Source organism: Rhodococcus sp. EPR-157, from assembly GCF_001647195.1.
Taxonomy (GTDB): Bacteria; Actinomycetota; Actinomycetes; order Mycobacteriales; family Mycobacteriaceae; genus Rhodococcoides.
Window position 1 is genome coordinate 1 of the sequence record NZ_LVCV01000222.1, and the last position, 12699, is coordinate 12699.

The window sequence follows — 12699 nt, forward strand, 5'->3', positions numbered from 1 at the left end:
GCGGATGCCAGCCGGCCGAGGCGTTCCTTGATGCGAGCGAGCCCGCCGAAGTCGGCCGGGCCGAGTACGCAGATGATTCGGGCCTCGGATCGCAGCATGTCGATGGCGCTGGCTGTGTACTTCACTGGGCTCATGGCGTACCTCTTCCCGGTGCCGGATTTCGATAGGGGCTGTGCAAGCGGGCTGTTCCCGGACGCCGCGGCGATGTACGAATGTGGTGCGAACCTGCTGTGCTGTACTCACGCGTGCGGCCGTTCTGGTACTCGCCCTGCCCCGTCGCGGGTGGACCGTTGCGTCCGACCGGAGGCGGCGGTCCGGGAGGGACCGCGTCGTCGGATGGGGGCGTGCCTCCGCGCTGGGAGAGTTCGCGGATCCACCGGATCAGCGGAACGATCAAGACGACGGCACCGAATGCCTCGGCCGCGAGGTACGCCCAACCGACCGCAGCGATGCCGAGCGAGTCCGACAGCGCCAGCGAGCCGACGATGATGATCGACGTGGCCACCACCTGGACCACCACTGCGAGGCGCATCCGACGCTGGACGCGCGCGAGGCCGTCGTAGAGAGATCCGATGACCGACAGCGGGATCGTCAGTGCTGCCAGGTGGACGATGATCGTTCCGTGTTCGCGGTACTCCTGGCCGACGATGCCGAGACCGATGGGCGCGAGGAAGGCGAGGAAGAACGAGCCGCCCAGCGCCACGACACACACCATCGACATGAATCGCTTGGTCAAGCGTCCGAACTGCTCTGGGTTGGCCGCCACCTCGGCGACGAACGGACCGACCAGAACGCTGATGAGGATGTACAGCGCGCTCACGATGGACCAGGTCAGCGAGAAGTATGCGTTGTCCTCGGCGCCGAGGGTCGCGACGACGATCATCGGGACAAGCAGCGGGGCGAGGGATCCGAGCGCGGTGATGCCGTAGGCGGAACCGAAGTAGGACCACAGTTCCCGTTTCGGGGGCAGGTCAGGGGCGACGTGGTACCGCGGCTCGGTGCGTAGATTTCGCAGTATCGACCGCAGCAGGATGACCGACGCGATGAGGGCCGGAATGGCCCAGGCCGCAATGATCGAGGTACTGCGTGCGGTGGTGAAGAGGGCGAGGAGCAGCACGAACTTCACGACCGCGTGGAAGACGTTCTTGCCCGCGGCCCAGCGCGCCACTCCAAGGCCGGAGGACGTCTGGTCCTGCAGCGCGAACACCGACAGAACTGCGACGAACGCCGGGAAGGACACGATTTCGGTCGTGGTGGTGAACATTTCGTCCACGGGCGCGACGAGGAGAAAACCGAAGCCGAGGATGAAGGCGAAGACGGTGACCGTCAGATAACCCCGGATGACGAACGACCGGGCCAACCATCCGGAGATCGGCAGGAAGCGCTCGAACATCGAACCGAGACTCAGGTTCGAGAGCGTGGACAACATGACCGCGGAGGTGATGACGGCGGACGCGCTCCCCACCTCGGCGACCGGATACAGACGCCCGGCGGTGGCCCAGAACAGCAGACCGAGACCGCCGGTGATGACGGTCGAGAGCATCATGGCGAGCGAGTTGAGGGCAAGGTTTCGGTCGGAGCTCTTGGTATCGGCCGAGGCCTCCTGCTCGGGCGGGAGATCCGACGAAACCCGTTCGCTGACGTACGGGTTCTCGGCTTGGATCTGCTGGATCGGCATCGTGTGCGACATGAGACCCATGTCCCAGTGCACCGGTTCGATTCGATACCACTCCAGCCGTTCCAGGTTGTGATGCTGCGGAGGCGCGACCTTGGGCGCGCGATGCTTCACAGAGGGGTCCAATCCACTGGTACCGGCGGTGCAGGCGCGCTGATCTCCACGTCGAATGCATCCGACACCGCACGGAGAAGTTCACCTCGGACCGTCTCTCGAAGATCGCGTCCGTAGAGCGAGTGGTCGCCACCTGCGTAGGACTTCACGACGGCCGGAGACGTCGACTGGGTCTTCCTCCTGCGCGTCGCCCGCTTCCCACGAAGGCGGTTCATGCCTTCCGGCCCACGATTGGCGATGAACCATGCGGTGTCCGTCGGCGAAAGAAGAACAGTGGTACGGACGTTCTTCGCTTCCAGCTTGCGCAGTGAGATCTCGGGGACCTGGATGAGTCCGCGCGTACCCAGCCAGAACCACAGCGGATACGGCATCGACGACTGCAGACTGTTCTTCACCGTGACACCGATATCGTGCAGACGGTCGAGGGCTGTGCTGGCGAGGCCCGTGTCCTCGTTGTGCATCGACGCACGCTTGACGAATTCGAGCCGGCGAGTCGTCCAGTCGAGGGTGTTCAGCAGCACCGCGGAGTTGACGCCGATTTCCCGCGCAGCGTAACTCGAATACCAAGAGCCCGAGCACATTCCGGATACCATCACGTTGTGAGGCGACGTGCCCGCAGCGTGAACCGCGGCAAGCGCGTCCTCGCTGCCCTCGTCGCTGTAGAGCCTGGTGATCTCGTCGTCCTCGACCACGCCACTCTCCCCGGTGCCGCGTCGATCGAACCGGAGAGTGGAAACGCCGTGCATTGCAAGCGTTCTCGACAGTTCCACCCAACTACGGACGGGTCCGACGCGGTGCTCGTTGGCGGTCGGGTAGAACACGACGGTTGGTCCCGCCGGAATGCACCGCGGTGACGTGGTTCTGATGCCGAACAGCCGTGCCGGTCCGAGCAGTTCCACTGTTTCCGTGACGGTGTCGTCGCCGTCTCCTGTCACTGCGGTGTTTCGGAGCGGGACGTGCACATCCGTCGTGACGCCGTCGAAGCAGTTGCCGACCCACTTGGCGAGGTGCGTGATGTCCTCGGTCGGAAGCACCACCTCGAAGTCGCTGGGTTCGAGAAACAGTTCGTGCTTGGACAGGGTGTGTTCTTCGGCGTTCTGGTTCTTCACGACGGCTCTGATCGGCTTTGCGTCACCGCGTTCAGGTCTCGTTGCGACGAGAACCGGGCACCCGAGCGGCGGCAGTTTCGTGGCGTCCAGTGCCCCGAACGCCGGCACGGAATCGGGGTGAAGAACAGCGCCGATGATGGACACCCGGGGATCCTTTTCGGAATCCTGGGTGACGCTGACCGAGTACAACGCCCGTTGCTCGTGGAGGTACGAGCGTCCACGCACGACCGGATCCCACAGCGCGAGACCGGTGAGCGGCCCGTTCCGTTCCGCGACCGACGTCGCCAGCAGCGCGCCGGCGCGAAGACCGACCAGGGCTACGTCCTGTGGTCCGCAGCGTCGAACGAACTGCACCGCAGTGTCGATGCTGGCCTGCCAACGTTCTACGGCACCAGCCTCGTCCTGTGCGCGGTGTGAGTCTCCGGTTCCCGAATAATCGAATCGAAGGACGAGAAGTCCTGTTGCACAGAGCTTTTGTGCAAGCAAAGCCAGGCCTCGGTACGAGTCGACCTGTTCTTTCCCCAGCGGCGGACACAGCACGACGGCGCCGCGCGCCCGCCCGCCCGCCGGTACGTGCACGGTCCCGAGCAGGCTCGACGACTCCGCACCGAACCACGTCGAATACTTTCCCGCGGCAGTGGACGGGGCGGTGTGGGACGCGCTCGTGTCCGTGCTCCGCACAGCGGTGTCTCGACTGCTCACTGGGATTGTCCTTGTCGTGTCGACGGGGTGGTGCGGGGATTGCCCGGGCTATCTGCCTGCGCTCTATCCGACCGCGAGTGAGGCCGGCCAGCGACGGCGATCGAGACCGTGAGTGCGCAACATCGCCAACGCGATTCGCTCCATGCCGAATCCGACGCACGCGCTGTGCGCGGGCTCGCCGTCGGCTGTCCTGATGTCGAAGGTGTGACCGAAGTGGTCGCGATGGCAGTTGCACGAGACGACTGCGGTGCCGTCGTCGAGATCCCCGTAGAGCTTGACGACGAGCTCTGTCTTCAGGTTTTCGTTGCGTTGGTTCGCTGCGAGCATCCGGCCGGCGCGCCCGAAGAACGGGTCGTTCGCGATGACCGCTTCGGCTTCGAGTCCCAGATCGGCGAGAACCTGCAGACCGCGGCCCACCCACCGCTCGCGGTGTGCGATTGCTTCGTCGGGTGTTCCGACTCGAACGTACTCGTGCATCCGAAATGCCTGCATGCGAGCAGGATCCACGGCCGGTTCGTGCCGGAAGCAGTATCCGTAGATGTCGAGCAGACGACCCTCGTCGGGCAGGGTGCCGGTCATCATCGAGTACGACGGGTGGCATGCTGCCGACACCAACATCGTGCCGGCGGACTCCAGATGGTGATCCCAGTCCTTGCCCTCGGAACGATCGGCCAGCAACGCCGCGTGGGCCTTGTTGTCGCCGTCGAATGTGTTGATCGCGCCCGTCAGGTTGGGGAACGAGGCGATGTAGTCGGTGCGTTCGAATGCCTCCCGTGGAAAGACGGGAGGGAAGCGAAACCTCGGTGCCGAGTAGCCGTGCTCTGCGGCACCGGCTGCCTTGACGTGGTCGTCGATGGTGTCGATGATGTCCTCGAACTCGCCGGAGCGTCCGTAGAGCCCTTCGACCGAGCTCGGGACGAGCAGGCCCGCTTCCACCAGTTCGTCACGGAAAAGTGAACGGGCGGTGTCGAGTTCGCTGGCGATGATGTCCTGCGTCGCGGTCATTACTTCCCCTTGTAGACGAGCGCCAGTTGGGAATTGTGTCCGAGGATTCGTTCGTTGCTGACCATGATGGCCGACCCGTGGGCGTCTCGGAGGTGACGGCCGACGCTGAGATCGCCGTCCTGCCGGTAGCCGGATATGCCGCAGATCTGCAGGGCCTTTCCGACGATGTCGATGACGAGCGTCGACGCCGTCACCTTCACATTGTTGATCTTGACGGCGAACCCGATGGCACCGAGTTCGGCAGGGGAGTCGGCGATGGCCTCGAACTTGGCCGCGGCACCGAATACGGTATCGACCAACTGCTCGTGGACGACGTAGAGCTCCGCGAGTCGCAACGCGGCAGGCGGCGTTTCGCCGGGGGTGCGGCTCGCGGACTTACGCACCGACTTTCGAGCTTTGGCGACCGCGGCGTCGGCGATGCCGAGCCACGCCGAACCCCACAGGACGTGCGCCGCGGGCAGCATCGTCTGCGAGGAGATGTCACCGTAGTTGTCCCCGAGGATGTTCGACGTCGTCGCCGTTGCTTCGAGTTGGAACCCAGGGCTGCAGGTTCCGCGGAAGCCGAGCGTGTCCCATTCGCCGATCTTGCGAAGCTCGACGTTCGGCTTCTCGCATACGACGAGAACCTGATCGCTCGGCGGGCTGTCCTGCGAACGCCGTGCCGTGGCAAGTACGAACTGTGCGTACTCGCCGTAGGAAATGACCGGAGCGGTCTTGGAGAGCGTGATTCGCTCGCCGTCGTATTCGACGGCGCAGCTGCTGGTGCGTACGTCGCCACCGATGTTGATCTCGGTTGTCGCGGACGCGACGAGGGGCTGCTCAGCGGCAATACGTCTCAGCAGCGACTCCATGGCGTCGGACTTGCCGTGTCGGACGATGCTGAGGACCTGAGACTGATGCATCACGAAGATCATGGCCGAGGATGCGCACTCGGCGCCGAGAGCACGCGCGGTGGTTGCGAGTTCGGTCAGAGATTGTCCACCGCCGCCGAACTCGACGGGAATACCCGCAGCGAGCAGGCCTGCTCTGCGCATTGCGTCGACCGACTCGGCCGGGAAACGTGCGTCACGGTCGACTGCGTCTGCATGCTCACGCAGGATGGCGAGGACCTCGGACACAGCGAGTGTGTCGGTGTCGTAGACGGTGGTCACCGGCGATCAGTCCGTCAGCTGTGCGAGAGCGGCGGCAATGGCATCGACACTGCCGAACGTGGACTTCTGCAGCATGGTATCCGGGAACTCGACGTCGAACTCGTCCTCCAGCGCGATCATGACGTTGACGCTGGCGTGGGAAGTGAGGCCGTTGTCGTAGAGGTCCGCGCTGGAATCTAGGTCAGCGGCCGATACCGGCAGCTTTCCGAACTTGTCCAGAACGTCCCGAACTCGTGCGACATCTTCAGAGTTGAGCGTCTCCATGCGAACCTCCACCGAATCTCGTTGATACCGAGACCGGTCGGCCTCGATCGCGACCGTGGGTCGAAGGCTACGACCGTTCGACACCCAGCAGTCTCCCCAGACCCACCCAAACAATATCTTAGATTGTTTTATCGCGTTGCCACGAGAGTGTAGTTTGCTGATGCAATCTTTTACAGGCTTTGTGTTCACCTGGGTGTATGCGCCCAGGGGGTGTGTCGAACGACGCACTACTGGCCCGTCGACGGTCGAGTAGGGCAAGTTGAACAGCCGAGCGCCAGTAGAGTGATGAACAGGTCGGGGTTCGAAACAGTCGAAGGAATTTCTAGCCGATGGGTGGAGTCTGCGGCGTGGCCGTGGAGTCGGACGCCGTCCGCATCTCGTACTTTCGGGACGGGCAACGTGTCGAGGACTCGATTGATGCCGAAGGAGCCAGTTGGCACCTGAACGGCAAGCTTGTCGACTGCGGACCGTTCGACGACGTCGTGCTCACCGGTCGAGACGTCGATGCGGTCGAGTCGCTACTTGCCTCGCTGGACACCGGCGAGACCTCCACGATTCGTATGGTCGGCGAGGGTGCCGCGTTGCTCGCGTACGCCCGTTCCGTCGATGTTCTGGCCGGCGCGCGCGCACTTCTCGTGCTCGACCTCGGTCGGTACGGCACGTCGGCGTTCACCCTCGACGTCGCAGCAGGACAGGTCACGCGGTCCGCTCGGCGCGCTGCACTGTCGGGCGAGGTGCTCGACGACGTCGTCGAACGCCTCGTCATGAGCAAGGGCATTCTTCCCCCTGCACAAGGCATCGACGCCGAACGCGAGTACCGCGCGTTCTTCCGTGAACTGAAGGAACTGATCTCCAGTTCGGCGGGCGTCCGTGCTCCGGGCAACGGCCCGATGCTGCTCACGCGCGAAGAATTCGAAGAGGCCGTTACTTCGACGCTCCTGCAGACTCTCGCCTGGGCAGCTCCCGACGAACCCGACGCCGTCCTCCTCATCGGCGGACAAGCGCGGATCCCGCTGGTCAAGGCCCTCGTCGAGCAGGAGTGGACGGTTCCGCTCGTCCTGCCCGACTCGCCCAACTCCGTCATCGTCGAAGGCGCGGCGCTCGAAGCGCAGCCGTCATCGCCGCACCTCGATCTCGACGACGTGCTCGAGGAGCAGGAGCAGTACCTCGGCGGTGAACCATTACAGGACCAGTACGAAGACATGGTTCTCACCGTCGATGCGGACGAGGACCTCGAACCTCCGACGACGCCTCTGCGGGTCGTCGCGCCCGCTCCGGACGCGGTGGCACCGGCGCCCGCGCGCCCTGCTGCCGCTCCTGCTCCCGGCCGATCGCCGTCCCGCCGTCGTATCAGCTGGTCGGTGCGCGATGCTGCTGGGCTGGTCGGGGTCGGGGCCGTCGTGCTCCTGGTGTGGGCCGTGGTCTTCCTTCGCGGCGATACCCCGCCACCGCCTGGGATCGGTGTCGAGCCTGTCGGCGGTACGCCGAGCGACATCTCGGTCGCCGAAGGTGTGCCGCCCGCCGAGGTGCCTGCGATTCCGGCCCCCGCTCTCCCGCCCCCGCCGGCCGATCCCGAGGGGATTTCCGGCGAGGTGAACAGTGAGGACATCACGCCCGAGACCGATGGCACCGAACTCGACGACGAGCAATTCGCCGAAGTCGGTTTCGGCTCCGGAACCGGGCTGGACGTCGGGAATTGACGGTCGGGCGCGGAAGGGCCACGGCACACCGCGCCTGAACTACCGGTAGCGTGGCGGGTCGGGCGGACTTCCGCGTCCGTCCGCAGACTGTTCGAGTGAGGCAGGAACGATGACCGTGTTGCTGGGGGTGTCCATGGGCGCCCACGCCGTACGTATGGCGCTGCCGCGCAACGGAACGGCCGTCGCATCCCTCATGTCGTCCGCTCGTGTGCTCGAGGCTCCCCAACAGCTGTTCTTTCGGAATCAGGTCATCGACACCGTCGACGACGACGTGGAGTATCTCGCGGCCGAGTCGATCAGTGCTGTCGCGGCCGAGACCGAACGGCAGATGGCGACCGGCGTTGCGTATCGAGACGCGCATCAAGCCGACACCCTGCACAGAGCGCTCGAACATCAGCATCTGCAGAACTACCGCCTCGTCAACGAGGTCGAAGCGGTCGTCGAATACCTGATCGCGAGTGGCGAAGCCGCCGGATACTCGACGGTCGCGTTGTACGACCTCGGTAGTTCCGGTCTCAACGTCAGCGTCGTCGACCTCGCTGCGCGCCGGGTGATCGTCACCCGTCGCAGCACCGAGTTCAGCGGGGACCAGTTCGACGCGATCCTGCGTGACAATCAGCTCGACCGTCTGGGCAAGCCGAGCGATGCGCCCGACATCGACCTGTTCACCCGTCGCTGCCGGGTGGCCAAGGAACGGCTGTCCGGAAACGATGCGGTGTGTCTGCCGGACGAGAGCGGAATGATCCTCCTGTCTCGTGACAGCTACGAGACGTTGATCGCCGACGAGGTCGATCGGTCGATCGAGTTCGCGCGCGATGTGCTGATAGGTGCCCACGTCCCCATCGACGCGGTCGTCCTGGTCGGCGGCGGCTCGCGAATCCCATTGGTCCGCAAGCGCGTCGGAGTGTCGCTCGACCTACCCGCGCTGACCCCCAACGAGCCCGAGTCCGTCGCGGCCCGCGGTGCCGCGCTGTCGGCCAGACCGGCCGAGGGTGGGGTGGCTGACCGCGCGCGCCCGGCGGTTGCAGCCACGGTCGGTAACGGAACCAGTGATCGGTCGGCTCTGGTATCGCCGAGGCCGACGGACGCGACGCCGACCATCTCCATCTCGCGTGACAGTCTCCCGACTGCGCTGCCGCCGCTCGTGAGCGCATCTGCTGCGGCGGTCGGCTCATCGGAACGCACTGCCTCGCTTCCTCCCGTGCCTCCTTCTCTTTCGACGCCCGAGCCCGAATCTCCGGAGCAGCCCGCCTCTGCCTCCCATTTCGCTCTGCAGAACGTGTATTGGTTGGACGCGGACTACCAGGACGACGACGGTGAGACCATCGCCGAGTACACGCGTCGTCGGGTGCGTGCCTGGTCGATCGTCGGAGTTGCTGCAGCGGCGATCGTCGCGGTGTCCGGCTTTCTGTTGTTGCGGCCGAGCAGCGCACCGCCCGTCGTCGACACCGCAGTGACCGATGCTCCTGCGCCGAGCGTGGCCGCTACGACGCCACCGGCGGTTCCGAGTGCTCCGGTTGCGCCGGTCGCTCCGCCGCCACCCGAGACGACTGCGGCTGTGGTGCCGGTCGAGCCCGAGCCGACTGTGGATTCACCGACCACCGCCGAGCAGACCACCCAGGAAGCGCCCGCGCCGACCCAGCAAGCGCCGGCGCCTGCTCCTGAGCCGCCTCCGTTGATCCCCGGTCTGCCCGACTTCACGTTGCCGACCATTCCGCCGCTGTTCCCGCCTGCGCCCTAGGTTTCGGAACGCGACGCGCTGTTTCGGGGGCGAACGTGCTCGAAGATCAGAATCGTCTCTGTCGCGGAGACCGCAGGATGTGCGCTCAGATTGTCGACGACGAAGTTTCGTAGCGCTGCAGTGTCCACCGTCGCGATCTGAACGAGGAAGTCGTCGGCGCCGGCGATGAAGTAGATGTTCTGCACTTCCTCGAGCGCGGCGATCTGTTTTCCGAACTCGCTGATTCGTTTCCGGGCGTCGGCTTGGAGTCGCACGGAGATCATGGCCTGGATGCCTTGCCCGAGCGCCTCGGGGTCGATTTCTGCATGAAAGCCGCGAATGACACCGCGTTCGACAAGTGATCGGACGCGTCCCAGCGCGGTCGACGGTGCTATCCCAGCCGCGGCGGCGAGCGCGTTGTTGGGAATGCGGGCGTCCCGGCGAAGTTCGTCGATCAAGATGTGGTCGATGTGGTCGAGCTGGACGTGCCGAACATCATTCGACGGGCGGGTGCTGTTGCGACCCGGAGATGAACTATTGACCGTCATCAACCGAGCTTACAGAATTATATTCACATCTGTTGTCGGTTTTCTGCATTTAATTCATAGTTGTGACAATCCCTCGAACAGGCAATTCCGCCGAACCGCATAGGAGTCACATCATGAAGATCGGAATTCCCCGCGAGATCAAGAACCACGAATACCGGGTGGCCATCACACCGGCAGGCGTGCACGAATTGGTCTCGCGTGGACACGAAGTCATCATCGAAACCGAAGCGGGTTCGGGATCGTCGTTCTCCGATACCGACTACAAAGCAGCGGGTGCACAGATCATCACTTCCGCCGACGAGGTCTGGGAGGCCGCGGATCTGTTGCTGAAGGTCAAGGAACCGATCGCCGAGGAGTACTCCCGACTCCGCACAGGCCAGGTTCTGTTCACCTACCTGCACCTCGCTGCGTCGAAGCCGTGCACCGATGCACTGTTGGCGTCGGGTACCACCTCGATCGCCTACGAGACCGTCACCGGACGCGACGGGTCGCTGCCGCTGCTGGCGCCGATGAGCGAGGTCGCCGGGCGGCTCGCACCGCAGGCCGGGGCGTACCACATGATGGCAAGCGGGGGCGGCCGCGGAGTTCTCATGGGCGGCGTCCCCGGAGTGCGGCCGGCGAACGTCGTCGTCATCGGCGCAGGCGTCTCGGGACGCAATGCCGTCGCGATCGCCCACGGCATGCACGCCGACGTCACCGTGCTCGACCTGAATGTCGCTGCGTTGCGGTCCATCGACGATCAATACCGGGGCAGCGTCAAGACCATCGTTTCCAACGCGTTGGAGCTGGAACAGGCCGTGCTGGCTGCCGACATGGTCATCGGTGCAGTGCTGGTGCCCGGCGCCAAAGCCCCGAAGTTGATCTCCAACAGCCTCGTTCAGAGGATGAAGCCGGGTTCGGTGCTCGTCGACATCGCCATCGATCAGGGTGGATGCTTCGAGGATTCGGTCCCGACGACGCACGCCGACCCGACCTACCGCGTCCACGAGTCCGTCTTCTATTGTGTCGCCAACATGCCGGGCGCGGTTCCGCGTACGTCGACGTACGCGTTGACGAATGCGACGCTGCCGTATGTCGTCGCGCTCGCGGACAAGGGCTGGGAAGCGGCATGCGAGGCCGACCCCGGCCTGAAGAACGGCCTCAGCACCCATGCGGGCGTGTTGCTCTCGGAGTCGGTCGCGGCTGCGTTCGCCTGAGAAGCGGGTTACCGAGAATGCCGGCCCGACTTCTTCGGGGCCGGCATTGCCCGGGCGGTTCCTGGTCCGACGCCACCGGGGCGCGCGAGCAGTGCGGCAATTCCCGTCGTCAACGGGACCGACAGGGCCAACGCGATCCCGCCGACGGACGAGCGCACGATTTCGATCGCCACGGCGTCACCGGTGAGGACGTCCTGGATCGATCGTCCAGCGACGCTGAAGAGCAACAACAGTGGAAGTGCGCCGCCCGCATAGGCAAGGACGAGGGTGTAGACGGTGCTGGCGATGTGGTCCCGGCCGACCCTCATCGCCGACGAGAATATCTGCCGTCGGGTCGCCGTTGCGTCGGCCGACGCGATCTCGAACGCGGCCGACGCCTGGGTGATGGTGACGTCGTTGAGGACGCCGAGCGAACCGATGATGAAGCCCGCCAGCAGCAGGCCAGTGATGCTCACCTGCTGTATGTAGGCCTGCACGTTGGTGTTCTGTTCCTCGGACAGTCCGGTCAGATGCGTCATACGGATTGCCACGTAGGACAGCACGGCGGCCAGCGCCATCGATGTGAGAGTGCCGAGTAGAGCAGAACTCGTGCGCAGATTGATCCCGTGCGCCAGATAGAGCACCCCGTACAGAATGATCGAACCGGCGACGAGAGCCACCGGTATCGCGGGTTGTCCGTCGAGCAGCGCGGGCAGCATGAATCCGACGAGTACGCCGAACGCGATGATCAGCCCGAGCAGTGCTCGGAAACCGCGCCATCTGGCCACGATGCAGATCACGAGTGCGAAGACTCCGACGATGATGGCGAGCGGGAGTCCTCGGGCGAAGTCGTTGAACGAGTACTGCGTGGTGCCTTCCGCGTCGGTCTGGCGAACCAGGCGAACGCTCTCCCCCGTGCGAATGTCGGGTTGTCCTGGCCCGGGCACAATCTCGATCAGGGTTCGGGTTCCGGCATTCGGCCCGGAGTCGATCGTCACGATGCTGCGCTGGCACTCGTAGCCGCCACCGACAGGCGGCGTCGGGCTACCGGTGAACACTCGGCCCGCCGATCCGCTGCCGCATGCACCGATGTCCTGGGAGACCACGGTTCCGGCTTCTGTCTCGACGGATCCGCCTCCGGAGGTCTGAAACGGAAGTGGGACCTCGATGCTCTGCTGGCTCGGCCACAGCGCGACAGCGCCTGCGATCACGGCAACTCCGATGGCGACGAGCAGTCCGATGACGATCCGTGCTGCAACGGGCCCGAGTGGCGCTGGTGCGTTGCTGTGTCCGTGTCCATGACCGTGTGACTCCACGGTGCAAGGCTAGTGGCTAGCGATTTCGGTAGGAACGCGTGTGGAGCTCGGTGGCGGGGAGCAGGGGGGGCGTCCCCCGCCACCTTCCTGATCGCCCCGGGGGGGGTGGGGTACGACCAGTGCTCGGGCACACAAGGTGCCATGGCCAATCTACAGACGATCTGGCGAAAGTGGTGCGTCGCCGCGATGTTTTTTAGATCACTTTTCAACCACTTTCCCT

At 64.8% G+C, this 12699-nt stretch carries 10 protein-coding genes; 3 read left to right on the top strand and 7 right to left on the bottom strand.

The features are described from left to right. Nucleotides 1-130: 130 nt before the first annotated feature. The 5 genes from A2J03_RS10100 to A2J03_RS10120 all read right to left on the bottom strand — a co-directional run bounded on the left by A2J03_RS10100 (nt 131) and on the right by A2J03_RS10120 (nt 6020). Complete coding sequence (locus A2J03_RS10100; protein ID WP_068372915.1) at nt 131-1789, bottom strand: lipopolysaccharide biosynthesis protein; 1659 nt, start codon at nt 1787-1789, stop codon at nt 131-133. Then, nucleotides 1786-3600 (bottom strand): serine aminopeptidase domain-containing protein, encoded by a 1815-nt coding sequence (locus A2J03_RS10105; protein WP_082897746.1) that lies wholly within the window; start codon nt 3598-3600, stop codon nt 1786-1788. The genes A2J03_RS10100 and A2J03_RS10105 overlap by 4 nt, the downstream gene beginning before the upstream one ends. Nucleotides 3601-3663: 63 nt before the next feature. Then, complete coding sequence (locus A2J03_RS10110) at nt 3664-4605, bottom strand: amino acid--[acyl-carrier-protein] ligase (protein ID WP_068372921.1); 942 nt, start codon at nt 4603-4605, stop codon at nt 3664-3666. Further along, nucleotides 4605-5756 (bottom strand): acyl-CoA dehydrogenase family protein, encoded by a 1152-nt coding sequence (locus tag A2J03_RS10115; RefSeq protein WP_068372926.1) that lies wholly within the window; start codon nt 5754-5756, stop codon nt 4605-4607. The genes A2J03_RS10110 and A2J03_RS10115 overlap by 1 nt, the downstream gene beginning before the upstream one ends. A gap of 6 nt (nt 5757-5762) precedes the next feature. Beyond that, a complete protein-coding gene (locus A2J03_RS10120; RefSeq protein WP_068372947.1) occupies nt 5763-6020 on the bottom strand; it encodes an acyl carrier protein in 258 nt (85 codons plus the stop codon). A gap of 329 nt (nt 6021-6349) precedes the next feature. On the opposite strand from A2J03_RS10120, the gene A2J03_RS10125 reads away from it, so the two are divergent. Together A2J03_RS10125 and A2J03_RS10130 are read left to right on the top strand one after the other, a co-directional pair. Continuing rightward, nucleotides 6350-7720 (top strand): Hsp70 family protein, encoded by a 1371-nt coding sequence (locus A2J03_RS10125; RefSeq protein WP_068372929.1) that lies wholly within the window; start codon nt 6350-6352, stop codon nt 7718-7720. Nucleotides 7721-7829: 109 nt separating this feature from the next. After that, nucleotides 7830-9461 (top strand): Hsp70 family protein, encoded by a 1632-nt coding sequence (locus A2J03_RS10130; RefSeq protein ID WP_068372932.1) that lies wholly within the window; start codon nt 7830-7832, stop codon nt 9459-9461. Here A2J03_RS10130 and A2J03_RS10135 read toward each other — a convergent pair. Then, nucleotides 9458-9988 (bottom strand): Lrp/AsnC family transcriptional regulator, encoded by a 531-nt coding sequence (locus A2J03_RS10135; RefSeq protein WP_068372935.1) that lies wholly within the window; start codon nt 9986-9988, stop codon nt 9458-9460. The two genes, A2J03_RS10130 and A2J03_RS10135, sit on opposite strands and share 4 nt — an antisense overlap. A gap of 113 nt (nt 9989-10101) precedes the next feature. Between A2J03_RS10135 and ald the strand changes: the two genes are divergently transcribed. Then, nucleotides 10102-11184 (top strand): alanine dehydrogenase, encoded by a 1083-nt coding sequence (gene ald / locus A2J03_RS10140; RefSeq protein ID WP_068372938.1) that lies wholly within the window; start codon nt 10102-10104, stop codon nt 11182-11184. Between the two features lie 8 nt (nt 11185-11192). Here ald and A2J03_RS10145 read toward each other — a convergent pair whose 3' ends face one another. Further along, nucleotides 11193-12479 (bottom strand): YibE/F family protein, encoded by a 1287-nt coding sequence (locus A2J03_RS10145; RefSeq protein ID WP_068372941.1) that lies wholly within the window; start codon nt 12477-12479, stop codon nt 11193-11195. Between the last annotated feature and the right edge of the window lie 220 nt (nt 12480-12699).

Excerpts from the sequence above, each read along its gene's own strand:
- A2J03_RS10125 (WP_068372929.1), top strand. The coding sequence starts at position 6,350 with ATGGGTGGAGTCTGCGGCGTGGCCGTGGAGTCGGACGCCGTCCGCATC.
- A2J03_RS10110 (WP_068372921.1), bottom strand. The coding sequence starts at position 4,605 with ATGACCGCGACGCAGGACATCATCGCCAGCGAACTCGACACCGCCCGT.
- A2J03_RS10120 (WP_068372947.1), bottom strand. The coding sequence starts at position 6,020 with ATGGAGACGCTCAACTCTGAAGATGTCGCACGAGTTCGGGACGTTCTG.
- ald (WP_068372938.1), top strand. The coding sequence starts at position 10,102 with ATGAAGATCGGAATTCCCCGCGAGATCAAGAACCACGAATACCGGGTG.
- A2J03_RS10130 (WP_068372932.1), top strand. The coding sequence starts at position 7,830 with ATGACCGTGTTGCTGGGGGTGTCCATGGGCGCCCACGCCGTACGTATG.
- A2J03_RS10135 (WP_068372935.1), bottom strand. The coding sequence starts at position 9,988 with ATGACGGTCAATAGTTCATCTCCGGGTCGCAACAGCACCCGCCCGTCG.